Origin of the sequence: Candidatus Ponderosibacter sp. Uisw_141_02, assembly GCF_048087665.1 — a bacterium.
Taxonomy (GTDB): domain Bacteria; phylum Pseudomonadota; class Alphaproteobacteria; order Puniceispirillales; family Puniceispirillaceae; genus UBA3439.
The window spans coordinates 1-23790 of the sequence record NZ_CP159807.1; the positions used below are offsets into that span (position 1 = coordinate 1).

At 49.6% G+C, this 23790-nt stretch carries 23 protein-coding genes; 16 read left to right on the forward strand and 7 right to left on the reverse strand.

Annotated features, from left to right (window positions below):
- Positions 1–214: 214 nt before the first annotated feature.
- The 11 genes from dnaA (at position 215) to ABXT40_RS00055 (ending at position 13360) form a co-directional block, all read left to right on the forward strand.
- Positions 215–1591, forward strand: a complete 1377-nt coding sequence (gene dnaA, locus ABXT40_RS00005) for a chromosomal replication initiator protein DnaA (protein ID WP_443647018.1) — start codon at positions 215–217, stop codon at positions 1589–1591.
- Positions 1592–1766: 175 nt separating this feature from the next.
- A complete protein-coding gene (dnaN, locus tag ABXT40_RS00010; RefSeq protein WP_443645796.1) occupies positions 1767–2870 on the forward strand; it encodes a DNA polymerase III subunit beta in 1104 nt (367 codons plus the stop codon).
- A 7-nt stretch (positions 2871–2877) separates the two neighbouring features.
- Positions 2878–4116, forward strand: a complete 1239-nt coding sequence (gene recF / locus ABXT40_RS00015) for a DNA replication/repair protein RecF (RefSeq protein ID WP_443645797.1) — start codon at positions 2878–2880, stop codon at positions 4114–4116.
- Positions 4116–6542, forward strand: coding sequence for a DNA topoisomerase (ATP-hydrolyzing) subunit B (gene gyrB, locus ABXT40_RS00020; protein WP_443645798.1), 2427 nt, complete (start codon positions 4116–4118; stop codon positions 6540–6542). Before recF ends, gyrB begins: the two co-directional genes overlap by 1 nt.
- A 39-nt stretch (positions 6543–6581) precedes the next feature.
- Positions 6582–7856, forward strand: coding sequence for an ActS/PrrB/RegB family redox-sensitive histidine kinase (locus ABXT40_RS00025; RefSeq protein WP_443645799.1), 1275 nt, complete (start codon positions 6582–6584; stop codon positions 7854–7856).
- A 104-nt stretch (positions 7857–7960) separates the two neighbouring features.
- Entirely contained in the window at positions 7961–8491 is a 531-nt protein-coding gene (locus ABXT40_RS00030) for an ActR/PrrA/RegA family redox response regulator transcription factor (protein ID WP_443645800.1), read from the forward strand.
- Positions 8492–8578: 87 nt separating this feature from the next.
- Entirely contained in the window at positions 8579–8773 is a 195-nt protein-coding gene (locus ABXT40_RS00035; RefSeq protein WP_443645801.1) for a DUF1737 domain-containing protein, read from the forward strand.
- Positions 8774–8775: 2 nt separating this feature from the next.
- The gene (gene metZ, locus ABXT40_RS00040) at positions 8776–9963 is read left to right on the forward strand and encodes an O-succinylhomoserine sulfhydrylase (RefSeq protein WP_443647019.1); all 1188 of its coding nucleotides are present in this window, start codon (positions 8776–8778) and stop codon (positions 9961–9963) included.
- A gap of 172 nt (positions 9964–10135) precedes the next feature.
- On the forward strand, positions 10136–10381 hold the full coding sequence (locus tag ABXT40_RS00045) for a hypothetical protein (RefSeq protein ID WP_443645802.1): 246 nt from the start codon (positions 10136–10138) through the stop codon (positions 10379–10381).
- A gap of 177 nt (positions 10382–10558) precedes the next feature.
- Positions 10559–11812, forward strand: coding sequence for a malonyl-CoA decarboxylase (locus tag ABXT40_RS00050; RefSeq protein WP_443645803.1), 1254 nt, complete (start codon positions 10559–10561; stop codon positions 11810–11812).
- 39 nt (positions 11813–11851) lie between these two features.
- Entirely contained in the window at positions 11852–13360 is a 1509-nt protein-coding gene (locus ABXT40_RS00055; RefSeq protein ID WP_443645804.1) for a malonate--CoA ligase, read from the forward strand.
- A 39-nt stretch (positions 13361–13399) separates the two neighbouring features.
- Here the strand turns inward: ABXT40_RS00055 and ABXT40_RS00060 are convergent, their stop codons facing one another.
- The gene (locus ABXT40_RS00060; RefSeq protein ID WP_443645805.1) at positions 13400–13828 is read right to left on the reverse strand and encodes a GlcG/HbpS family heme-binding protein; all 429 of its coding nucleotides are present in this window, start codon (positions 13826–13828) and stop codon (positions 13400–13402) included.
- A 153-nt stretch (positions 13829–13981) separates the two neighbouring features.
- The gene (locus ABXT40_RS00065) at positions 13982–15322 is read right to left on the reverse strand and encodes an NAD(P)H-dependent oxidoreductase (RefSeq protein WP_443645806.1); all 1341 of its coding nucleotides are present in this window, start codon (positions 15320–15322) and stop codon (positions 13982–13984) included.
- A gap of 229 nt (positions 15323–15551) precedes the next feature.
- Between ABXT40_RS00065 and ABXT40_RS00070 the strand changes: the two genes are divergently transcribed.
- From ABXT40_RS00070 to ABXT40_RS00080, 3 genes are all read left to right on the forward strand, one after another.
- Positions 15552–16151, forward strand: a complete 600-nt coding sequence (locus ABXT40_RS00070; protein ID WP_443645807.1) for an OmpA family protein — start codon at positions 15552–15554, stop codon at positions 16149–16151.
- Between the two features lie 77 nt (positions 16152–16228).
- Positions 16229–17056 carry a sulfite exporter TauE/SafE family protein gene (locus ABXT40_RS00075; protein WP_443645808.1) on the forward strand — a complete coding sequence of 276 codons (828 nt, stop codon included), beginning with the start codon at positions 16229–16231 and terminating at the stop codon, positions 17054–17056.
- 93 nt (positions 17057–17149) lie between these two features.
- Complete coding sequence (locus ABXT40_RS00080; protein ID WP_443645809.1) at positions 17150–18685, forward strand: class I adenylate-forming enzyme family protein; 1536 nt, start codon at positions 17150–17152, stop codon at positions 18683–18685.
- A gap of 10 nt (positions 18686–18695) precedes the next feature.
- Here ABXT40_RS00080 and ABXT40_RS00085 read toward each other — a convergent pair whose 3' ends face one another.
- Complete coding sequence (locus ABXT40_RS00085; protein ID WP_443645810.1) at positions 18696–19910, reverse strand: MFS transporter; 1215 nt, start codon at positions 19908–19910, stop codon at positions 18696–18698.
- A 267-nt stretch (positions 19911–20177) separates the two neighbouring features.
- On the opposite strand from ABXT40_RS00085, the gene ABXT40_RS00090 reads away from it, so the two are divergent.
- Together ABXT40_RS00090 and ABXT40_RS00095 are read left to right on the forward strand one after the other, a co-directional pair.
- Positions 20178–20366, forward strand: coding sequence for a hypothetical protein (locus ABXT40_RS00090; protein ID WP_443645811.1), 189 nt, complete (start codon positions 20178–20180; stop codon positions 20364–20366).
- Between the two features lie 150 nt (positions 20367–20516).
- Positions 20517–21137, forward strand: coding sequence for a LysE family translocator (locus ABXT40_RS00095; protein ID WP_443645812.1), 621 nt, complete (start codon positions 20517–20519; stop codon positions 21135–21137).
- Between the two features lie 29 nt (positions 21138–21166).
- On the opposite strand, the gene ABXT40_RS00100 is transcribed toward ABXT40_RS00095, so the two are convergent.
- The 4 genes from ABXT40_RS00100 to ABXT40_RS00115 form a co-directional block, all read right to left on the reverse strand.
- A complete protein-coding gene (locus ABXT40_RS00100) occupies positions 21167–21589 on the reverse strand; it encodes a CBS domain-containing protein (protein WP_443645813.1) in 423 nt (140 codons plus the stop codon).
- Positions 21590–22081: 492 nt separating this feature from the next.
- Positions 22082–22378, reverse strand: coding sequence for a hypothetical protein (locus ABXT40_RS00105; RefSeq protein WP_443645814.1), 297 nt, complete (start codon positions 22376–22378; stop codon positions 22082–22084).
- 144 nt (positions 22379–22522) lie between these two features.
- Positions 22523–23152: a glutathione S-transferase family protein gene (locus tag ABXT40_RS00110; RefSeq protein WP_443645815.1), complete on the reverse strand. Its 630-nt coding sequence runs from the start codon at positions 23150–23152 to the stop codon at positions 22523–22525.
- A gap of 85 nt (positions 23153–23237) precedes the next feature.
- A complete protein-coding gene (locus ABXT40_RS00115) occupies positions 23238–23750 on the reverse strand; it encodes a YqaA family protein (protein WP_443645816.1) in 513 nt (170 codons plus the stop codon).
- Between the last annotated feature and the right edge of the window lie 40 nt (positions 23751–23790).

Consider the following 23790-nt stretch of genomic DNA (forward strand, 5'->3'; position numbering starts at 1 on the left):
TGTGTGTTCTTCCTTGAAGTGGGTTCCGGGCACAGCATTCGCTGCACAGCCAACCTCCAATTAGGGTAAAATTAACCGAAACTCGTTGGAGGCTTTGCAGATGTCTGGTGATATGTCGAACAATCCCGATACAAAGCCAGCCTCTTATCCACAAGATAGCCGCGGGCGCGACCATACACCATCTCCGTTACCATCCCCCAGCGAAGATCAAGCGATGCAGGCCTGTTGGGGTCGGGTAAATCTGCGAATGCGAAAAGATATTGGTGATGCCGCTTGGCGTCACTGGATCAAACCTTTGCGCATCAGCCGCCTTGAAGATGGCACTTTGACCCTCGAAGCCGAATCAACCTTGGCGCGTGAACGTGTCAGCAGCCAATATGCCGATCGGTTGCGGGTGATCTCGGCGGCTGAATTCAATGATGTATCACCGTCGATTCGACATGTTGAGGTGCGGCTTGCCAGCAACCGTGCCCGCAACGGCCAGCCGCATCGGCTAAGCGAGCAGAAACAGGCACCAGCTGCGGCACATTCGGCGATCACCGGATCGTCAACCGAAGGGCGTGATGATCTGATGGCGGGTCTTGATCCGCGCTATACATTTGCAAATTTTGTTGTTGGCAAGCCAAATGAGCTGGCTTTTGCCGTTGCCCGCCGAACCGCCGAAAGCGAGAAAGTGGCCTTTAATCCGCTATTTCTCTATGGCGGGGTTGGCCTTGGCAAAACGCATCTTATGCATGCCATTGCCTGGCATATTCGCCAGCAATCACCGTCGCGCAAGGTTTTATATCTGTCGGCTGAAAAATTCATGTATCGCTTTGTTCGCGCTTTGCGCTTTCGCGACACGATGTCATTCAAAGAACAGTTCCGTTCGGTTGATGTTTTGATGATTGATGATGTGCAATTCATCAGTGGCAAGGACTCAACCCAAGAAGAATTTTTCCACACTTTCAATGCGCTTGTCGAAGACGGACGCCAAGTCATCATCTCAGCCGATAAATCACCAACCGATCTTGAAGGTATGGAAGAGCGGCTTCGCTCGCGCCTTGGCTGGGGCATGGTGGCTGATATCCATCCTGCCGATTATGAATTGCGGCTTGGCATCTTGCAGTCAAAGGCCGAACAGGCACCGGTGCAAATTGCCGATAAAGTGCTGGAATTTATGGCGCATCGCATTGTCAGCAATGTTCGCGAACTAGAAGGTGCGTTAAACCGCATTTTGGCGCATGCCATGCTTGTTGGCCGCGAAATCACCATTGAAAGCGCGGCTGAATTACTGGCTGATCTGCTTCGTGCGAGCAGCCGTCAGGTCAGTGTTGATGCTATCCAGAAACGCGTTGCCGCCCATTATGATGTTCGGGTTAGCGAAATGTTTTCGGCGCGCCGGTCACGCGATATTGCGCGGCCACGGCAGGTGGCCATGTATCTTGCGAAAAACCTGACCTCGCTATCTTATCCTGATATCGGGCGGCAATTTGGTGGGCGTGACCATACAACGGTGATGCATGCTGTCAAAACCATCGAGTCACTGTCGAAAAGTGATGGTCAGTTTGCCGAAGATGTGCAGCTGTTAAAATCGATTTTAGCGGGCTAGGTTCGGCTTTTTTCAGGGCTGAATCCAGCGCCGCGCCATGTCGGGCGCGAATCGGTAAAAATTCAATATTTTGATGCTTGTTTGTTAATCTCATGCTATATTTTGTAGATAGCGTGTACTGGCTGGAAACCGGCATCGTAAAATACGACAACTGCCCTAAAAGAAGAGAAAGCTGATGAAACTGACCATTGATCGTATGAGCTTATTGCGGCCCCTGGGTCATGTACAATCCGTTGTTGAACGGCGTAATACAATTCCCATTCTTGCCAATGTCGTGCTTCGTGCCGAAGAGGGTGAATTATCGCTAACGGCAACCGATATGGACATGGATATTGCCACTGAAGTCGGTTGTTTGGTGATGACATCCGGCACAACCACCATGTCGGCGCATTTGCTCTATGACATTGCCCGTAAATTGCCTGATGGTGCCGAAGTTGAAATTGCGGTCAATGACGGTCATGCCATGGTTAGTGCCGGACGCTCTAGCTTTCGGCTGCCAACCTTGCCGGTTGAGGATTTTCCGGCGATCAGTAGTAATGAATTGCCGGTGAATTTCTCACTTACCGCCGCTGATATGCGCGATTTGATTGATGCCACAAGATTTGCCATTTCGACTGAAGAAACGCGCTATTATCTGAATGGTATTTATATTCACAAAGCCGAATCTGGTGAATTATGCGCCGTGGCAACCGATGGGCATCGTTTGGCGATGACCCGTCAGGCATTGCCGTCAGGTGCCGCGCAGATGCCGTCAATTATTTTGCCGCGCAAAGCCGTTAGCGAATTGCGCAAGCTGCTTGATGATTTTGATGGTGATGTTCTTGTCGGCCTGTCCGAAACACGGGCTGAATTCCGGTTTGGCGTTGTGCGCCTGACCAGTAAATTGATTGATGGCACATTCCCTGATTATACGCGCGTTATTCCGGTTGGAAATGACCGCATCATGCAGGTTGATGTCAGCGCCTTTTCCGCCGCGGTTGATCGTGTATCAACAATCGCCTCAGAGAAGTCGCGGTCGGTCAAAATGGGTCTAAGGTCAGGTGTTTTAACCTTGTCTGCCAGCAATACTGATGCCTCAAGCGCGACCGAAGAATTAGAAGTCAGCTATGATGGCCCTGAAATGGAAATTGGCTTTAACGCGCGTTATCTGCTGGATATCGCTGGTCAGGTCAATAGCGATATGGTTGAATTTGCGCTGGCTGATCAGGGGTCGCCAAGTTTGGTGCGGGCCCCGGGTGATGAAGCGAGTTTGTTTGTTTTGATGCCAATGCGCGTGTGAGTGACATTTGACTAGCGTTTCGCAAAAGATAAAACCGGTTGTCGCCCTTGAGGTTGATAATGCGAATGCGTCTAAACGCAGTTGGCTGTCGCGTTTAAAGCTGGATCATTTCCGTAATTACCAACAAGCCGACCTCCCCATCCATGCCGGTCAATTGGTGATTCTTGGTGATAATGGTGCTGGCAAGACCAATCTGTTGGAAGCGGTGTCATTACTGGCACCCGGGCGCGGCATGCGGCGCGCCAAAACCGAACATCTGGCTTATCGGGCAAGTGGTTTTGAGACCACATCCGGCATTGCTGATGATTATGATGCTGACCGGCTTGATTGGGCTGTTGCGGCTGCGCTAGAAAATGAAGATGGCACTTTGCAAATCGGCACAGGCGTTCCGCCATCGGCAAAACAGGGCAACCGGATCATGCGTCTTGAAGGCGTAACGGTTTCACAAGCCGATCTTGGCAGCCGGCTGGCAGTGTCATGGCTGACCCCGCAGATGGATGGTGTTTTTCTGGATAGTCCGGCGGCGCGGCGACGCTTTCTTGACCGATTGGTGATTGCGTTTGATCCGGCGCATATTGGCCGTATATCGCGCTATGAAAAGGCGCTCCGTCAACGCGCGCATTTGCTAACCGAACAACGTGGTGATGAGTCATGGTTCAGCGCGCTTGAATCGGTTCTTGCCGAAACTGCGGTGGCAGTGACCGCTGCGCGGCAATCGCTGATCAAGGCGCTAAACCAAGAAGCGGCGCGTGGCTGGTTTGGCTTTCCAGGGGTTGAGCTATTGCTTAGCGGCGATACTGAAAACTGGTTATCGGATATGCCTGCGCTTGCGGTTGAAGATCAATTGATGCTTGCTGCCCGTACGGCAAGGCTGAATGGTGATCTTGCCATGCCCGGCCCGCATGCCAGTGAATTTCAGGCTTTGCATCTTGCCAGTCAGGTGCCGGCAAATCGGGCATCGACAGGACAGCAAAAGGCCATGCTGATTGCGGTGATTTTGGCGCATGCCCGATTGCAGGATCGGCGGCTTGGACGGGTGCCGGTCATGTTGTTTGACGATGTTGCGGCGCATCTTGATGCCAAGCGGCGCGGCGCGCTGTTTGACGCGGTGCAATCGCTTGGCGGCCAATGCTGGTACAGTGGTACCGATGACGGACAATTTAAAGAGCTTTTGAAAACAGCACAATTTGTGAAGATTTTGCCAGCAAATAATGCCGGCGAAACACCAATCTTTGAGGTGATATAATGACTGACGATGAAACCCCGATCGCAGAAGAAGATTACGGTGCCGATTCGATCAAGGTCCTTCGCGGTCTTGATGCGGTGCGCAAACGCCCGGGAATGTATATCGGCGACACCGATGACGGGTCAGGCCTTCATCATATGGTTTATGAGGTGGTTGATAATGCCATCGACGAGGCGCTTGCCGGTCATTGCGATATTGTCATTGTAAAGCTAAACGCCGATGGGTCGGTAACGGTGACTGATAACGGCCGCGGGATTCCGGTTGATATCCATACCGAAGAAGGCGTTTCAGCAGCCGAGGTCATCATGACCCAGCTTCACGCTGGTGGAAAGTTTGACAATAATTCCTACAAGGTTTCAGGCGGCCTTCATGGCGTTGGCGTGTCGGTTGTGAATGCCTTGTCCGAATGGCTGGAATTGGTGATTTTCCGTAATGAAAAGCAGCATCAGATCACCTTTAAAATGGGCGAAGCCGCTGGGCCATTGAAGATCATCGGTGACGCTGTTGGTCAAAGCGGCACGCATGTTACCTTCATGCCATCGACCGAAATTTTTGCCCATATTAATTTTGATTTCAGCACATTAGAATATCGGCTTCGTGAATTGGCGTTTTTGAATAGTGGCGTTCGGATTCGGCTCGCTGATGAACGCACCGCCGAAGGCGCTGTATCTGAATTTTATTTCGATGGTGGCCTGTCGGCATTTGTTGACTATTTAAACCGTTCGCGAAATTCGCTTCACCCCACGATCATCGCCAATAGCGAACGTGATGATATTACGGTTGAACTGGCAATGGCATGGACGGATTCTTTCCATGAAAACACGCTTTGTTTTACCAATAATATCCCGCAACGTGATGGCGGTGCGCATCTTGCCGGTTTTCGCGGGGCGATGACGCGTGTGGTCAATAATTATGCCCAGCAAAGCGGCATTGCCAAAAAGGAAAAGGTGCAGCTAACCGGCGAAGATTCGCGCGAAGGCTTAACAGCGATTGTTTCGGTCAAGGTGCCGGATCCTAAATTTTCATCACAGACCAAAGATAAATTGGTTTCGTCCGAGGTTCGGCCAGTGGTGGAAAATGCTGTTGCTGATTGCTTGACGCAATGGTTTGAAGAACATCCCGCCGATGCCAAGCGGATTGTGTCAAAAGCCTATGAAGCGGCCGCCGCGCGCGAGGCGGCGCGCAAGGCGCGTGATTTGACACGGCGTAAAGGGGTTATGGATATTGCCAGCCTTCCGGGAAAATTGGCTGATTGTCAGGAACGTGATCCGGCAAAATCTGAAGTCTTTCTGGTTGAGGGTGATTCGGCTGGTGGATCAGCAAAACAGGGGCGTGATCGCGCCAATCAGGCCATTTTACCGCTTCGCGGCAAAATCTTGAATGTTGAACGGGCGCGGCTTGATAAAATGCTGTCATCGGTTGAAATTGGCACACTGATCACCGCGCTTGGTGCGGGTGTTGGCAATGCTGACATGGATGTTGAAAAAATCCGCTATCACAAAGTCATCATCATGACCGATGCGGATGTTGATGGAAGCCATATCCGCACATTGCTTTTGACTTTCTTTTTCCGTCATATGCGACCCTTGATTGAAAAAGGCTATCTTTACATTGCCCAGCCACCTTTGTTTCGTGCCAAGCGCGGTCAATCTGAAGTCTATCTAAAAGACCAGCGCGAGCTTGATATCTATTTGATGGATGCTGGTTTGAAAGATGCCGTTCTGATTACCGTTGATGGTAATCAGATGGCTGGTGCCGATCTTGTCGATGTTGCAAATCTGGCGGTGGCGACAAGCCGCCTTATTGAAACGGTTGGTCGCCAGCTTGGTAATCGTGATGTGATTGAACAGGCCGCAATTGCTGGTTTGATCAATCCGGCGATGTTGGATGATGTCAAGGCTGCTGAGGATCTTGCCAACCGGCTTGAGACCAAGGCGGATAGTCTTGAAAAAGGCTGGTCGGGCATGATTGACCAAACCGATAATGGCCCTGCAATTGTCGTTCAACGCCGTCTTCGGGGGATTACCGAACGCCATGTTATTGATCGGCGCATCGTTGCAACTGGCGAAGCCCGCCGGTTGGATGAGGCGGCAGCCCATTTGCAAACCATTTATGGCAAGCCTGCCATTTTGCGATATGCCAACCAGCAGATTACCATTAATGGCCCGTCTGAATTGTCGCAGCTCATTTTCCAGACTGGCCGCAAAGGCGCACAAATTTCGCGCTATAAGGGTCTTGGCGAAATGAACCCAAGCCAGCTTTGGGAAACAACGCTTGATCCTGAACAGCGGATTTTGCTGCAAGTGAGAATCGAGCAAGAAGATGAAGCCGATAATGCCTTTTCGACCTTGATGGGCGAAGCGGTTGAAGAGCGGCGTAACTTCATTCAGGAAAATGCGCTTCGGGTGGCTAATCTTGATGTCTAATGCTGGCTAGAAATTGGCAAAAATAAAGGACATATTATAATGATTCGGCAATATTACAAAGATGCCGATGCCAGTTTTGCCAGCACCATTGATGTTGGGGTGATTTTGACCATCCGGTGGGTGGCCATCATCGGCCAAGGTGCGGCGCTATTATTCACCCATCTGTTTTTGCAGCTTGATTTGCCATTATTGCCAGCTCTGTTTGTGATCAGCCTGTCAGTCGCAGTGAATCTGTGGCAAATCATGCAAAGCCCGCAAAGCCGTCAACGCCATCGGCATAATTCCTTTGCGCTTGGATTTGATGTGGTTCAGCTAGCAGCGCTTCTTTATCTGACAGGCGGCTTGTTAAATCCGTTTTCGATTATGATTCTGGCGCCGGTAGTGGTGTCGGCAGCCGTGTTACGGCGCAAATCAACCTTGATGTTGATTGGTCTGGTTGCCGCCTCGGTCAGTTTTTTGGCTTTTTTCAATCATCCGCTTGCATGGCAGGCGACGGTTGAATTTCCGCCCTATTACCTTGCTGGGGTTTGGATGGCGTTGATTTTATCCAGCTGTTTTCTGGGTGGATACACATGGTGGGTTGCATCAAATGCACGCCGCTTATCGACCGCATTGACCGAAGCAAGATTGGCCATTGCCGAAGAACAGCAAGTGCGCGCGCTTGGGTCTTTGGCAACTGCAGCAGCGCATAAGCTTGGATCGCCATTAAACACCATTACCGTGATTGGCCATGAACTGGCGCGTGACATTTCGCCCGATGATCCGATTTATGAAGATATTCAGCTTCTTCGTGCCGAAATCGAACGTTGCCGTGTGATTCTAAGCGAACTTGATGTGGTTCAAGGTCGCCGCGCCATTGCCGAAGAACCGCCAGTGCCAGTAACGCTTCTTGTTGATGAAGTGATTTATCAGCGGCTTGGCAGCGACGCGATTAATTTTGTCGTCACCAATAGCGGCACAGATGATCTTGAAATTCCGCTGGTAAAACAACGCCCTGAATGGCTTCATGCGCTAGAAAATCTATTACAAAATGCCAAACAATTTGCAGTTCGTGAGGTCAATATCCATATAGATTGGATAAGCGATGATATTTGCATTGAAATTCGGGATGACGGCCCGGGATTTTCGGCTTCGATTCTGGCGCAGGCCGGCCAGCCCTGGAATAGTAGCCGCAAAGGAACAGGTGGGCATCGTGGCCTTGGTCTGTTTATTGCGCGAAGCCTGCTCGAATCGATCGGTGGCTCGGTGCAGTTTGGCAATGCGGCTGGTGGCGGTGGGCTGGTTGAATTACGGGCACCGCGTTCAGCCTTGTAACGGATGCGGCATTTGGTTGATTGGAATTCAGGCTGGATCGACAAGGGCTGGATCGACAAGATTAGGGCTGTTAGATTGATAAGCTGGTTTGGGTGGGCATAGCTGTGACGGATAAAACATTACTGATTCTTGACGATGATGCGCCGCTTCGTGGCCGACTACGTCGCGCCATGGAAGTGCGTGGATTTGAGGTCATGGATGCTGGCACTGTTCAAGAAGGCGTCGAGATGGTGCGCAAAACCCCACCTGCCTATGCCATTCTTGATATGAAGCTTGAAGATGGCACCGGCCTAACCTTGGTTCAGGAATTGCGCAAAAAACGCGCCGATTGCCGAATCGTTATGCTAACCGGATTTGGCAATATCGCCACAGCGGTGGCAGCGGTCAAAGCTGGCGCGCTGGATTATCTGCCAAAACCAGCTGACCCTGACCAAATCACCGCAGCATTAATGCAATCAGGCGATGAAATGCCACCACCACCCCAAGATCCAATGAGTGCTGATCGCGTGCGCTGGGAGCATATTCAGCGCGTTTATGAACAATGCGGACGCAATGTATCGGAAACGGCGCGCCGGTTAAGAATGCATCGCCGCACATTGCAACGTATTTTAAGCAAGCATGCCCCGCGCAATTGACCTTATTGGCCTATCGGATTAAACCTTCGCAATTGTGATCTTTCAGCAGTGATTGCGTCACAAATGACGGTTTTGAGGATTCTCGACATGAAAAAATCATATCGCTTTTTAAGTGGTGTCGATGACGCCGCCTTTTGTCAGCGTGTTTCTGACGTTCTTGCCGAAGGTTATATTTTATATGGCAATCCGCTTATGGTCATGGATAATGGCAATCGGATTGTGGGTCAGGCGGTGATTTTGCCGGAAATGACCCAAGACCATCAAGCTTTGGAACAGGATTAATCATCGTGACCGATAAGGATTATCAAATCGCCACAAAACTGGTTCGTGGTGGCCAGCATCGCTCGGAAAATCGGGAAACCTCAGAAGCGCTTTATATGACCTCGGGCTTTGTCTATGACTCGGCTGAACAGGCGGCGGCGGCGTTTCGCGATGAAATTGATACTTTTGTCTATTCACGCTATGGCAACCCAACGGTCAAAATGTTTGAACAGCGATTGGCGCTTCTTGAAGGTGCCGAGGCTTGCCGCGCGACCGGAACCGGCATGGCGGCGGTTTTTGGTGCCTTGGCATGCCAGCTTAAAAGTGGTGATCGTGTTGTGGCTAGCCGGGCGCTTTTTGGCGCCTGCCATGCAATTTTGACAAAAATCCTGCCAAAATGGGGGGTGATAACCGAGCTGATTGACGGCACTGACCTTGCCGCATGGCAAGCCGCATTGGAAACGCCTGCCAAGCTGGTGTTTCTGGAAAGCCCGTCAAACCCGGTTCTTGAACTTGTTGATATTGCTGCGGTTTGTGATCTTGCCCATGATGCTGGCGCGCTTGTTCTGGTCGATAATGTTTTTGCCTCGCCGCTTTATCAAAAGCCGCTCGAATTAGGGGCTGATATCGTTATTTATTCAACCACCAAACATATTGACGGTCAGGGTCGGTTGCTTGGTGGTGCGGTTCTTGGCAAGGCCAGCTTTGTCGAAGATGTGTTTTTACCTTTTTACCGTCAAACCGGCGCTGCCATCAGTGCCTTTAATGCTTGGGTGATGTTGAAATCACTTGAAACATTGCCGCTTCGGGTTGCTGCGCAAACCGAAAATGCGAGGCAAGTGGCGGCGTTTCTGTATAATCATCCAAAGGTGAAATCAATCAGCTATCCTGGCCATGACAGCCATCCGCAACATGATCTTGCAAAACGGCAAATGAGTGGTTTTGGCAATATGCTTGCCTTCGAGATTGATGGGGATCAGGCGGTGGCCTTTCGCTTTTTGAATGCGCTTGCGCTGATTGATATCTCGAATAATCTTGGCGACTCAAAATCGCTTGCCTGTCATCCTTTTACCACAACGCACGCCAATCTAAGCGATGCTGACAGGGCCAGCCTGAATATCACACCATCACATATAAGGCTGTCAGTTGGTTTAGAGGATAAAATCGATTTGATTGCCGATCTTGAGTCGGCCTTGGCGGCGATAGGGTAAAATTGATCATGGCAGACACGATGTTTCGCCATGATTTTTCGGCCTAATTTAGTCTGAAATTGACCTTATTTATTACAACCGCTGCATTTTTGCTCTGAGGTGAGAGGGCGGCAGTCTTTCGCATTCAAAATCATAGAGCCTATATTGATGCTGGATTGGTTTTTTTGGCCTGATGGGGGCTTGTGCTCCAACCAGTCCAAAACCGGCCACATCAAACAATATGAGCCCTGCTTTGCCGGCGTTATCCTACAGCTGGCAAACCAACTATGCGGCGGTGCTGGCACCGCCAGTTGCGGTTCAGCAAAAAGCGCATGCTGCCTGTATCAAGCGCCAGTTTGATCGCGCCTTTATTACGTCACTCTCATTTGAGAATGATCAGGCAACAGCGGTCTTTAGTTGTCGCGCTGGCGATCTGTAATCTGCCATCGGTTCTTTAGCGATTTCCCCATATGACCTTGCTGTCTTTGCCTTGTGATGGTGAAGATGGCTGCTTATATTACAGCTGGCGGGTGACGAGCTGTGATTCGCTATAGGCTTGGCTTTTCGCCAGCACTAAACCGGCTTTTCTGCCATTGAAAATTGAAGGATAAAACGAGTGAATTTTTTTGCTGATATCTTGTCCAGCTTGTTTGATCGCAAGCTTGGCATTGCTAGCCACGTTGAAGATGATAACAAGCCAATTGACGCCTTATGTCAGGCATTATTATCAAGCCGCGGTGATGTGTCAGGCATGTCGCTTGCGCAATTAATTCTTGACCGCTATGCCGATCTTGATGACGCCGGCAAGCTGGCTTGGTTTTCACTTTTGGCAAATGACATGGATGTTCCCGCCGAGGTTGCAATTGTGGCAATCAAGGCCTATCAGGACGCGCCATCCGCCAAAAACTATGAAGCGATGACGGCGGCGGTTGAGCCTGCCCGATTGCAATTGATCCGGCGGTTGAACCAAACGCATGACGCCACCGCCAAATTGGTGGCAATGCGCGAAGATTTGATCCGGTTTCTTCCCGAACACCCCAATCTTGGCAAGTTGAATGTCGATTTCAAACATTTGTTTGCATCATGGTTTAATCGCGGATTTCTTGTTTTACGGCCAATCAATTGGTCAAGTCCGGCGCATATTCTGGAAAAGATCATCACTTATGAATCGGTTCACGAGATTGAAAATTGGGATGATTTGCGTCGCCGGTTGCAGCCTGAAGATCGCCGCTGTTTTGCATTTTTCCATCCGGCAATGCCTGATGAACCGCTGATCTTTGTCGAGGTGGCGTTGACCAAAGGAACGCCAAATTCGATTCAAAGCGTTCTTCTTGAAAACCGTGATGCGATGGTGGCTGAAAAGGCTGATACGGCAGCCTTTTATTCAATTTCGAATTGTCAGGCGGGTCTTGCTGGCATTTCCTTTGGCAATTCATTGATCAAAACCGTGGTTCAGCATTTGCTACGTGAATTGCCCCAAATCCGGAATTTCGTCACCTTATCGCCAATTCCTGGGCTGGTAAAATGGCTTCGTGAAACTGGTAATTTTGATGCTGATGCCACGGCTGAAACCCATAGGCAATTGGCCGCGCATTATCTGCTGAGTGCCAAGCACCGTAATGGCCAGCCGCGTGATCCGGTGGCGCGGTTCCATTTGAATAACGGGGCGCTTGTTGACGCGGTTCATGCTAATGCTGACAAGTCGAAAAATGGCATGGCGCAATCTTGTGGCATCATGGTAAATTATCGCTATGATCTGTCCCGGATCAGTGAAAATCATGAAGCTTTTGCCAATCAACAAACAGTGATTGCCGAAAAATCGGTAAAAACGCTAGCTGCCGAAATTGAAATTGCTGACCGCGCTACATAGCGGTTTGATATTGACGTTATTTTATCGTAGGGAATTTCCATGTCGAATTTACTGTATGACCGTTTGTTTGGGTGCCATCAGGGTGAACAAAAGCCGTTTTTGATTTTTGCCGATGGGTCACAGCAATCCTATGACAGTTTTTTGCGGCAAACGGCGCGATTTGCGAATGTTATCCAGTCAATTGGGCTTGATGTTGGCGACCGGCTGGCAGCGCAGATTGAAAAATCTGCCGAAGCGCTTGCCCTTTATGCTGCCTGTGTTCAATCAGGAGTTATTTTCCTGCCGTTGAATATAGCCTATACGCCAGCCGAAGTTTCCTATTTTGTTGGCGATTCGGGTGCCAAACTTGTCGTTGCTGATCAGCATTTTGACCTTGCAGCAGTGGCAAGCGAGCATGGCGCGGTTCTTGAGCGGCTGAATGCCGACGGTAGCGGCAGTTTTGCCGATCGTGCGGCAATCGCAAGCGATATATTTGCCACCGTGCCTCGCGGCGCCGACGATCTGGCAGCTTTTCTATACACATCAGGGACAACCGGCCGGTCAAAAGGCGCGATGCTGACGCAAAACAACCTTTTGTCAAATGCCGAAACCTTGATTGGCGAATGGCGGTTTGATGCGAATGATGTGCTTCTTCATGCGCTGCCTATTTTCCACACACATGGTTTGTTTGTGGCAACGAATATTATCCTTCTGGCCAAGGCAAGCATGATCTTCTTGCCGAAATTTTCGGCTGATATGGTGATTGATGCGCTGCCAAAGGCAAGCTCGATGATGGGCGTTCCAACCTTCTATACACGGCTTCTTGATGATCCGCGGCTGATACCTGATCTAACCCGTCATATGCGGCTTTTCATTTCGGGAAGTGCGCCTTTGCTGGCTGAAACCCACATCCAATTTGAAAGCCGGACAGGGCATCGTATTCTTGAGCGCTATGGCATGACCGAAACCAATATGAACACATCTAACCCCTATGATGGCGAACGTCGCGCCGGCACGGTTGGCATGGCGTTGCCGGGTGTGGATATGAAAATCACCAATCCGGATAATGGCGAAACGCTTGCCGATGGTGAGATTGGCCAGATCGAGGTGCGCGGGCCAAATGTGTTTGTTGGTTATTGGAATATGCCCGAAAAAACCCGCGAAGAACTGCGTGAAGATGGGTTTTTCATTACCGGCGACCTTGGCCGCATTGACGAGCATGGCTATTTACAGATTGTTGGCCGTAACAAGGATCTAATCATTTCGGGTGGCTATAATATCTATCCAAAGGAAATCGAGCTGGTTCTCGATGAACAGCCTGGTGTTTTGGAAAGTGCGGTTATTGGGGCGCCACATACTGATTTTGGTGAAAGCGTGATCGGCATTCTGGTTGCCGATGGTGGCCAGCCGGTCGATCTTGACGCGATTGAGGCCGATCTTGGCAAAACACTTGCCCGATTCAAACAGCCCCGTAAATTGATTGTTGTTGACTCACTACCGCGCAATACGATGGGCAAGGTGCAGAAAAATATCCTTCGTGATGAATTTGGCTCAACCTTTCAGGGCTGAGCCAAATCACCATTGCGGTTATGTCAGGATAGGCCGCGCTTAGCCGGTTTCGGCAACCAGCCCAGCCGCAGCGATACCCGCAAGGGCGGCGGCTTCGTCATTATCTGATGTATCCCCCGAAATGCCAATTGCACCGAGCAGATTGCCATCGGCATCACGAATCAAAACACCGCCCGGGACAGGAACAAATTCGCCATTGGCAAGCCCGTTCATGGCTTGAATGAAATAGGCTTGCTGTTCGGCGCGCGCCATCAATGCGCGGGTGCCCAAGCCAAGCTTGATTGCGGCATTTGCCTTGCCTTGTGCAATGCGCCACCGCATCTGGCTGACACCTTCTTCTGACAGGCAGGCAACAAGCGATGTGCGTGGGTCAATAATGATAACACTAATAGGTTTCAGACCGAGTTCGCGCGCTTTGGCAAGGGCGGCTTCGGAGATGATACGGGCTTGATCCAAAGTAACTGACATTGGGAATTCCTTTAAAATTAAGAGGCCTAAAAAGAGAGGGCTAGTCTGTACCTAGGCCGGACGCAGTTTGACTGGGGGAAGCCTGTCCCTCTATTCATTATCTGTTCTAACGCTGTTGCCATTTCGGGGCAAGGCTATCTGGTCACATCTCGATCAACGCGCCAGCATGGCAATGGTTTTTTCGCGCAGCTTATAGGCTGTTGACGTTGTTTCAATTTCAACATCATCAAGCGTAATGGGTTGATCCTTTTTGACTGATCGCACCAGCTTGACATGATTGGCAAGCCCCAAGGGCAAATAACGATTGGCGACTGACATAGCCGCAGGCCGCACCCCGCCATAGATGGTAAAGCCACCTTCACCATCAAGCATGCTTCCAGCGCCAAGATCGGCTTTGGTAATGGCTGGCACATCAGCATTGAAACAGATAGCAGCACCAGTCGGCTCGCCGCGAAGCCCGACTGAGGCAACCGACATGCCAAGCTCTAGCCCGATCAAATGCCATTTTTTATAGAGGCTCATATAACGGCCGGTTGTGTCGGTGATGACTTTATATTCTTCAAAGCAATTGCGCACATAATCATTATCGGCTTCGATGGCGACCCAAACGCCTTTGCGAATATCATGCGGAATTTCGGCACCATCGGGCGTCAGGCATGAGATCACCTCGACAAGACCTTCAGATTCCAAAACCCCGCCAACCGATTTCGGCCGCATCAGATTTGCAATATCATCAACACCGCCTGGTGGGAAAGCCAGCCCGTTTTGCGGAACGCCAAGGCCGGTGGCATTGGCAATGGCTGCCGATTCAATCGCCGGTTTTGACCCATCAAGAAATGAGTTAAACATTTTCGGATTTAACCGGCCACGTTCGGCCTGTTCGGCGGTTAGACCCCAATAATTCCAGATTGTTTCAGGTGTTGAAAACCGATAATCGGCAAGCCATTTATGCCCGCGTCCGGCCGCCACCACCTTAAAGCCACATGTCCGCGCCCAATCGACAAGTTCACAGGTCAGCGCCGGCTGATCGCCATAGGCCATTGAATAGACAACCCCTGCCTCGTTCGCTGCCTGATTGAGACCTGCGCCACAAAAAGCGTCGGCTTCAACAGTTGCATTGATAACATTTTTGCCATGCTGAAACGCGGTTATAACGTGATGGACGGCGGCAACCGGATCGCCAGTGCATTCAATAATCATGTCAATTGCCGGATGGCTGATAAGGGCCTGCCAATCGTCACCAACAAAACTGGTGCCGGTTTTCACTGCGTCATCAAGCGATGCGGCATTGTATTTTTCGGCTGGCCAACCAACATAGGCAAGATTCGAGCGGGCATTTGACGGGTTAAGATCGGCAATGCCAACAACATGAATCCCCGGAAGCCGGTTTGCCTGCGCCAAAAACATGCTGCCAAATTTACCAGCGCCAATCATGCCAATCCGGATCGGATTTTGTTCTGCATCGCGTTGTTGAAGTTTGGGAAATAAATTCATGGTTTTGGCTCCGGTGATTTGTACCAAATAGGATATCTGGCTGATGAACAGCCTTGTGGCTGCGCATTGGAAATGGGCGTCGGTTTAGGCTATCGGCCTTGCGGCAAACCGACAACCCGATAATGGCTCAATGTCAAAAAAGCTGCGGCAAAGGCTTACATAAATCCGAACAGGGTCGTTATCCTTATGGCAAGAAGACCAAAGATAGTTAAAACAGGCGTAAACCATTATGATGATCTGCCGGACATTGCGCGCCGCCTTTATCGGGATATGGCTTAGCGGCTGTAGCGTTGTTGTTTTCGAGGACGGCCCCGCTTGTCCGGCAGATCGCGCCTGTCCGGTTGTGGAAATGCCATCGGCTGTACCGGCTGATGCGGCACCTGCCAAAGCTGAAAACGCGGCTCCATCTCAAATAACCGACCAAACATCAGATCAATCTCTAGATCAGGCACCATCAAAAGCTGCCATCAAACAGGCCAAAATTGACATCAAAATTGATGGCTATCTTAGCTATTTTGATTATGACAGCGCGGTTTTGAGCCAGCAAACCCTAACAGGTCTTTTGTTTGTTGCCGATTATCTGAAATCCAATCCGGCGGTTCAAATTCTGATTGAGGGTCATTGTGATGAGCGCGGAACACGCGATTATAATATCGCGCTTGGGCACAAACGCGCTGAAGCGGTTCGCAAACAGCTTGCCGATATGGGTGTTGACCAGCAAAGGATCACCACCAAATCATTTGGCAAAGAACGGCCAGCCATGCGTGGCGCATCACCCGAAGCATGGGCTAAAAACCGGCGGACAATTATCAGGATTCGCGGCGAATAGGAATTGTTTACGGCTGTTTTACCCGATTGAAACCTTGCTGTTATGATTGTTTCTTGCCAGTCTTTGGCAATGAAACCATGCCTCTGTCATCTCCAGCTTTTGTCTTCAGCGTTGATCTTCAGCGTGATTGGCCAAAACCGCCCCGAAATCGGCAAAGCAAGATCATGATCATGGCTGGTCCAGATCTGCTGATCATGGTTGGCGTGGTTTTTTGCCTTGCCGGTTTTGTCAAAGGCATGGTCGGACTTGGTTTGCCAACGGTTAGCCTTGGTCTTTTGTCAATCATTGTCGATTTGCCAACGGCAATGGCGCTGTTGGTGATGCCATCTTTGGCAACCAATGTCTGGCAGGCATTGGCTGGCGGTAAGATTGGCGTGCTGTGGCGACGGCTTTGGCGGTTTTTGCTGATGGCGGTGGTGATGGTTCATCTTGGTGCCCAGCTTTCAACCCTTGTCGAGACACAATTTTTGCATCGCTGTCTTGGGACGCTTTTGCTGTTTTATGCGATATCTGGCCTGATGACAAAGCCGCCACAATTATCACCGCGCCTTGAGATGATTCTTGGGCCGGTTTGTGGGGCGATAAATGGGCTATTGACCGGATTGACCGGAACGCTATTTGTGCCCGGGGTGATGTTTTTGCAATCAATTGGCCTGCCGCGTGATGCGCTTGTGCAGGCAATGGGCATGTTATTTGCCGCCTCAACAGCCTCCTTGGGATTGGCGCTATACCGGCATGATCTGATGCCCTTATCGCTTGGCATACTATCGGCGGCGGCGTTATTGCCAGCGCTTATTGGCATGCAGATTGGCCTCGGGCTTCGCCAGCGTCTGTCACAAGATTTTTTTCGGCAATTATTTTTAATCGCGCTTGGGGGGCTGGGCGGCTATATTTTAGTTATGTGAATGGCTTTACGGGCTTGGCTTTTGCCGGTTCACTCATGCCCGCCTGTCACGATTTTGGCGCTTGTCACTCTGTGTTTTTTGAAGGATTTAACAATGTCTCACGTCATGATGCCGATTGATAACTTTTTCCGATCGGCGGCACGGTGGCCAGGCCGGATTGCCGTTGAAATCAATGATGGGGCGGATCAGCGCAAAATCACCTATGATGATCTTGCCAAATCGGTCAATGCGCTGGCAAATGCGCTTCAAACGATTGATCCCACGCCGCAAAGCTGTGTTGGCATTTGCGCTTATAATAGTTTTGAGCACCTTCTTGGCTGGCTTGCAACCTATGCTGCTGGCAAAATATGGGTGCCGCTAAACCCGCGCAATGGCTGTGACGAGCTGGATCGAATCATTGATTTAACCGCGCCAAGCATTGTGATTTTCGATGCTGATTGTGATGAAAAGTTCGGTGCCGTGGCGGGTCATCTTCTGGCCGGAAAAAATGGTGAGATGGCAGCCCGCGCCAACAGTCATATGGCGACGCTACTGGCGGTCAATGCTGGCAAGATGCCAAGGCGTCATCTGGCTGATAGTGACGATCTACAAGCGATCAAATTCACCGGCGGGTCATCTGGCGTACCAAAAGGAGTGATGCAAAGCTACCGGGTTTTTAATAGCTGTATTGCGTCGATGATTGCCGCATTCGGCTTTGACGCCAAGGATCGTCATCTACTGGCAGCGCCAATGACACATGGTGCCAATACGATGATTTTACCGATTTTCGCCGTTGGTGGCACGCAGCTATTTATGGGTCAACCAAGCCCTGCGGCGATTCTGGATGCGATTGAAACAATGCAAGCCACAACGATTTTTGTGCCGCCAACGCTTTGCTATATGATGCTCGAAGATGACCGAATCAATGATATCGACCTGTCATCACTTCGCCACTTCATCATTGGTGGGGCGACCATCCGGCCTGATGTTGTTGCGCGTGCCATGCCGATTTTTAATCATGCGATGGAAACCTGTTTTGGACAAACCGAAGTGCCACAAATTGCCATTTGCATGCGTTCCAAAGATTGGCAGGATCCGGCAAATCACGCGTCAACTGGCCGCGCCACCTGCATGACCGACATTGGCATCATGGATGTAAACGGCACGCTTTTGCCAGCTGGTGAAGAAGGCGAATTGGTGCTTGCCGGTGATCTGGTGATGAAGGGCTATTATAAAATGCCAGAAAAAACCAGCGAGACGATCATTGATGGTTGGCTTCACACAGGTGACATTGGCTATATTGATGATCGCGGTTTTGTCTTTATCAAAGACCGAATTCGTGATGTTGTCGTTACTGGCGGATTCAATGTTTATCCAAATGATGTTGAGGCGGTTTTAGGCCAGCATCCTGATGTTGTTGAATGTGTTGTCTTTGGCCTTGCTGATGATAAATGGGGCGAGGCGGTTCATGCTGCGGTCGAACTGTCAAAACAGGCCAGTATTGACGAGGCAGGCTTGATTGCTTTTGTCAAATCACGGCTTGATTCGGTCAAGGCACCAAAGCGGATTTACATCACCGATGCGCTGCCACGAAGCCCGGTTGGCAAGGTGCTTCGCCGTGAAGCTAAGCTTGTATTCGCCGATCATTAAGGCCATTTTCCTATTTGGCAGCGGCGTGATCAAGCCGTTGATCGCTTTGCTGTTGCGGCAGAATAATCGCTGCCAGAACAATCAGAATGGCAACAACGCTCATCAAGCTGAACAGCGTTGTCATGGTAAAGCCAGCTTGCAGGATCAATCCGCAAACCGGCAAAACGCTGGCACCAATTGATAGGTTCAGCAAAAATTTCACACTAAAAACACGCCCGCGCCACGCATCGGGAACATAGCGCGACAAAATTGCATCCGTGATCGGAATTTGACCAAAAACAAAACTCATTGCTAAAAGCATCGCCACAAACAGCGCCAGATCATTAAATTGCGCTGCAAGATAGATGAATAAAACCTGTCCAACAGCCATGGTGAATAAAACATTTTTCGGCGAATAGCGGTCAATCAACCAGCCAACGGCAATTTGTGAAAATGACGCAACCGCATAGACGACTGATGCCAAAAGGCCGGTAATGGCAACCGATGTTGAAAGATTGGTCATTGAGATTTCAAAATAGCGCGGCACGACAAAGGTCATTGCGCCAAAGATAAAGCCGCCACTTGCTGTTGATAATGCCAGCGCCGTCAAGGCACGTTTCCAGTTTGGCGCAAAGGAATCAGCCGCGCTGACCCGCGGCTTTGCTGGGCCGTCTTGGTCAATTTTCAGTGATTTGGCAAACGCTACGCCATAGGCAAAACAAAATAATCCGGGTAGGATAAAACATATCCGCCAATCGCCGACGGTCAGCAATAAGCCGGTAATTAATGGCGCAGCGGCAACTCCCATATTGCCAAACACGCCATTCACCCCAAGCCGGAAACCAATCTTTCTATTGCTTTTGACAAGCATTGGAATGCCAACTGGATGATAGATCGCGGCAAAAACACCAATCACGCCAATGGCAGCGGCGAGATGATAGATATTTTGCGACATCCCGGCCAAAATTGCGCCAAGGCCAATACCGAAATGAAAGATCACCATCAATAATGAGCGCGAGAACCGGTCGGCAAGTTGGGCGGCAATCGGCGCCATGCCGCCAAAAAGCACAAATCCAACTGCCCCATAGACGATGATTTCATCATAGCTAAACCCAAAATGACGACCAGCATCATAGGCGGCCTTGGCAAAAATAAGCATGATAAAATGATCAAGAAAATGGCTGATATTGATATAGATATCATCCACAGACTTGGCACGGAACGGGCGGGTCAAACTGTCAATCATCATAAGCGTCCTGTTTGATGCGGCCGGTACAGCACCAAAACATAAAAATAAACCAAGTACCTCTCGTTATGAAGCTTGGCCTGACTTTTGACGCGGTGCAAGCTTCTTGATCAATAATTGATTATGGCATGATGAAATTGACGCTTGGCATTGCTGGCATGTTTTTCCCAGTTATGATGCTGGTTTTCATGGTAATTGCCGCCGCAGTCCGGCTAAAGTAAGATGGTTGGAGTGATACGAATGATACAAGGGATAACAAGATAAACCATGCGTGAGGACGAGTCCGAACAGCCGTTAACCGAACATCTTGTTGATCAATTTGCTTCTTATTTTCTGATTACCATGGTGGCTTTTCATCTTGTTGGTTATATGAAAAAGCACTATGAAAAGCGCCATAGTGAGGCTGGGCATAGTAACAACCGCAAAAGTGGCAAACGCCGTCGCTATGACGTTTAGATATTATCCAGATCCGGTGATTGATTTTTGATTTCTTCCCCCCCCAAAAAAAAGCACTATGGAAATGTTATGGGAATAAAAGTGGTTGGAACAAAAATCTGACCCGATTTACCATATGCCCCATTATTTCTAAAAAAGGCTATCAATTCAGTGACGGTAACCGCGAGTGAAATCGGGCTTTATAGTGCCGCGCTGTTATTGCTGTTTCTGACGCCAGGGCCGGTGTGGGTGGCAATGCTTGCTCGCGGTTTAAAAGGTGGATTTGCTGGCGCTTGGCCATTGGCGCTTGGGGTTGCATTTGGTGATGCTGCCTGGGCCGTTGCGGCGCTTTTGACGTTGAATCAGGTGGCCAGCTTTCATGCTGGTATGGTTTTTTGGTTGAAATATGTGGCGGTATTTGTGTTTGTCGCAATGGGGGTCAGCCTGTTGCGGTCAAAAATAGAAACGATCAATCTTCCCAATCAATTGACGCGTCCGGGCATGCTGGCAGGGCTGTTTGCAGGCATTCTTGTGATTCTTGGTAATCCAAAGGCCATTTTATTCTATATTGGTATTCTGCCGGGATTTTTTACCGTGGCGGCGCTGCATCCAATTGATATCGCTGTTATTGGCGGGCTATCGGCCTTGTTACCATTCCTTGGCAATTTGGCGTTGGCGCTGATGTTTGATCATGTGTCAAAAATGCTCAATTCGCCCGTTTTGCGCCAGCGCATTAACCGCATTACCGGTGTTGTTCTGATCTGTGTTGGCGGGCTTATTTTCATAAGCTAATAATGCCGGAACCGATGCGGAATTGCCGATTATGAATTGATGAATTGTTTGATCAATTCAGCTTCTTGTTCATATTTTTCCAAAAGCCGTTTGACGACATCGCCAATCGACACAATGCCAACAAGCTTGCCGTCACGGGTGATTGGCACATGCCGGATGCGGTGCTCGGTCATCAGCTGCATAAGCTGTGCTGATGTGACGTTATTTTCAACCGTAATCACCTTGCTTGTCATAATATTTTTGGTGAGGGTGTCGGCGGTCGTGCCACCGTTTGATAAATGCCGGATGATATCACGTTCCGAGACGATGCCAATAACCTGATGGTCACGATCAACCACCACCACAGTTCCAATGCGGCGTTCGGCAAGAACTACAATTAAATCATCAAGCGGACAATCGGCATGTGTTGTGACACAGCTTCGTTCGATTAATTTTGCAATAAATGGTGTCATTATTTGCCTCTATCTTTCCCCTTTGTCATTGTCATGACAGGTTGATCTATAGGCTGCGATGCTGTTTCAATGCAGCAAAGCGATGGTCTTGAAAAGTCTGCTTTAGATGACAAATTCTGTCAATTATGCGGTGTTTTGCTAATCAAGATAGGAATTACTCTGTAAACTGGCATGTTCGAGATGGACTGGCAAAACACTGCCATCAAAATTGTGGTGAATGCTAGCATTCGTATATTTCTCCTAAAGAAAAACCCCCACCAGCCGTTAAAGCTGATGAGGGTTCTCATCGGAGGTCCAAACCACTGCTAGTTCGCGTCAAATTCTCTTTTTGGGAAACTTTGCACGAATTAGGGGTTTGACCTTGATGAGACTCTTGCAAAACCCATGCCATATTTTTCCGTTTTTGGCCGGCTCAAACCGTATTGGCCAATTTATAATGGCAAGCCAGCCCACTGATTTTGGCAGTCGGCGCGATATGCGTATCTGAAATGGTTATTCGGCATTTTCATCAACCCAGCTTTTTACCGCTTTGGGAAATTCGGGAAAATAATGGCTGATGGTTTCCATGTTGAAGGCAGATTGAATCGCAGCAACCGGTTCGCGTTCCAGCAAAAAGGTAAAGGCAAATTCAATAAGATGATCTTTATCGACACGGCTTTCTGTTAGCTGGTGAAGATCGGCATCGGTTATAGTGACTTTGAAAATCGACTGTTTGGTCTTGTGCAATTCTTCGCTATTCACAATAACATCGAAATGATCGCGGCTGCGCGCAGTAATTGTAAGCTTCATCGTGCCTCCCCTCATTCACCAGAGGGTTTTTATCGTCGGGTGAAAAAGGCTAGCATGTGACAAATTATACCTCAAATATTATAGATGATAATGGCCGCCCCATCTGGTTTACGGGTTGGACAGCCGACGGTTGAACAACCCGGATCAGCCTTGTGGGATTTCGCCCATATGTTTTGGTACATGATAGCCTTTTTGCACTGCATCGCGTGCCAGAAGGCGCTGATACCATGACCGAACATTCGGATAATCGGCAAGATTAACCTGTTGCCATTCATAGCGTGACACCCATGGCCAGCAAGCCATATCAGCAATCGAATAATCGTCACAAATATAATCGCGTCCTTCAAGCCGCCGATCAAGAACACCATAAAGCCGCGCCACTTCGCTGCGAAACCGCGATTCGGCATAATCTGATTTGCCCGGATTGAAATGGAGGAAATGATGCGCCTGTCCAAGAATCGGGCCAAACCCGCCCATTTGCCACATCAGCCATTCATTGGTCTCGGCGCGTGCGACGCTGTCTTTTGGCAGGAATCTCCCGTATTTTTCGGCCAAATAAACAAGAATAGCGCCTGATTCCATCAAACTCATACCATTGTCGCGGTCAATGATGGCAGGGATTTTGTTATTCGGGCTGATCTTCAAAAATGCAGGGCTGTTTTGATCGCCCTGGGTGATATTGATTGGATGAACTTCGTAATCGACGCCAAGCTCTTCAAGAAGGATCGACACTTTGCGGCCATTCGGGGTTGTCCATGTATAAAAATCAATCATGCATCCATTCCTTTTTGCATTTTTATGATAACGCCATGTCTAATTGGGAAAATGTAACGCGCCAAATCATAGCGGCCTGTTACGTCTATCCAAAAGCAAATTTTTCAGCAAAAAGCGCAATCACCACATAGCGTGTGGTTTTTGCCAGCGCCACAATCAAAACAAAAGTTTTCAGCGGTTCTTTGAAAATGCCAGCCATCACGGTGATTGGGTCGCCAATGATTGGCGCCCAGCTGAGCAAAAGCGTCCAGCGTCCAAATTTCTGATACCAGCGGGCAATCGACTGGTAGCGCGGTGAGGCCTTTATTTTTTCCATGCGCATAACCGATGATGCAATGCTGCGCCCGATCACCCAATTGACGATCGCGCCAAGCGTGTTGCCAAGACTGGCAACCAGAACCAGCAGCCCCATTGAATATTTTGATGTAATCACCAAATATCCAAGGCCAAGCTCGGATTGCGCCGGTAAAATCGTGGCGGCAAGAAAAGCTGAGAGAAACAGGCCAAAAAATGCGCCGGTTTCATTCATGATGTTTGATTTTTCGGGTGCGGTTTGGCATTTGCGATCATCATAGTCTATCTGGCGGGTCGGTTTCACAACAAGTGAGAAACCCCTGTCTACAATAATTGGAGCGATT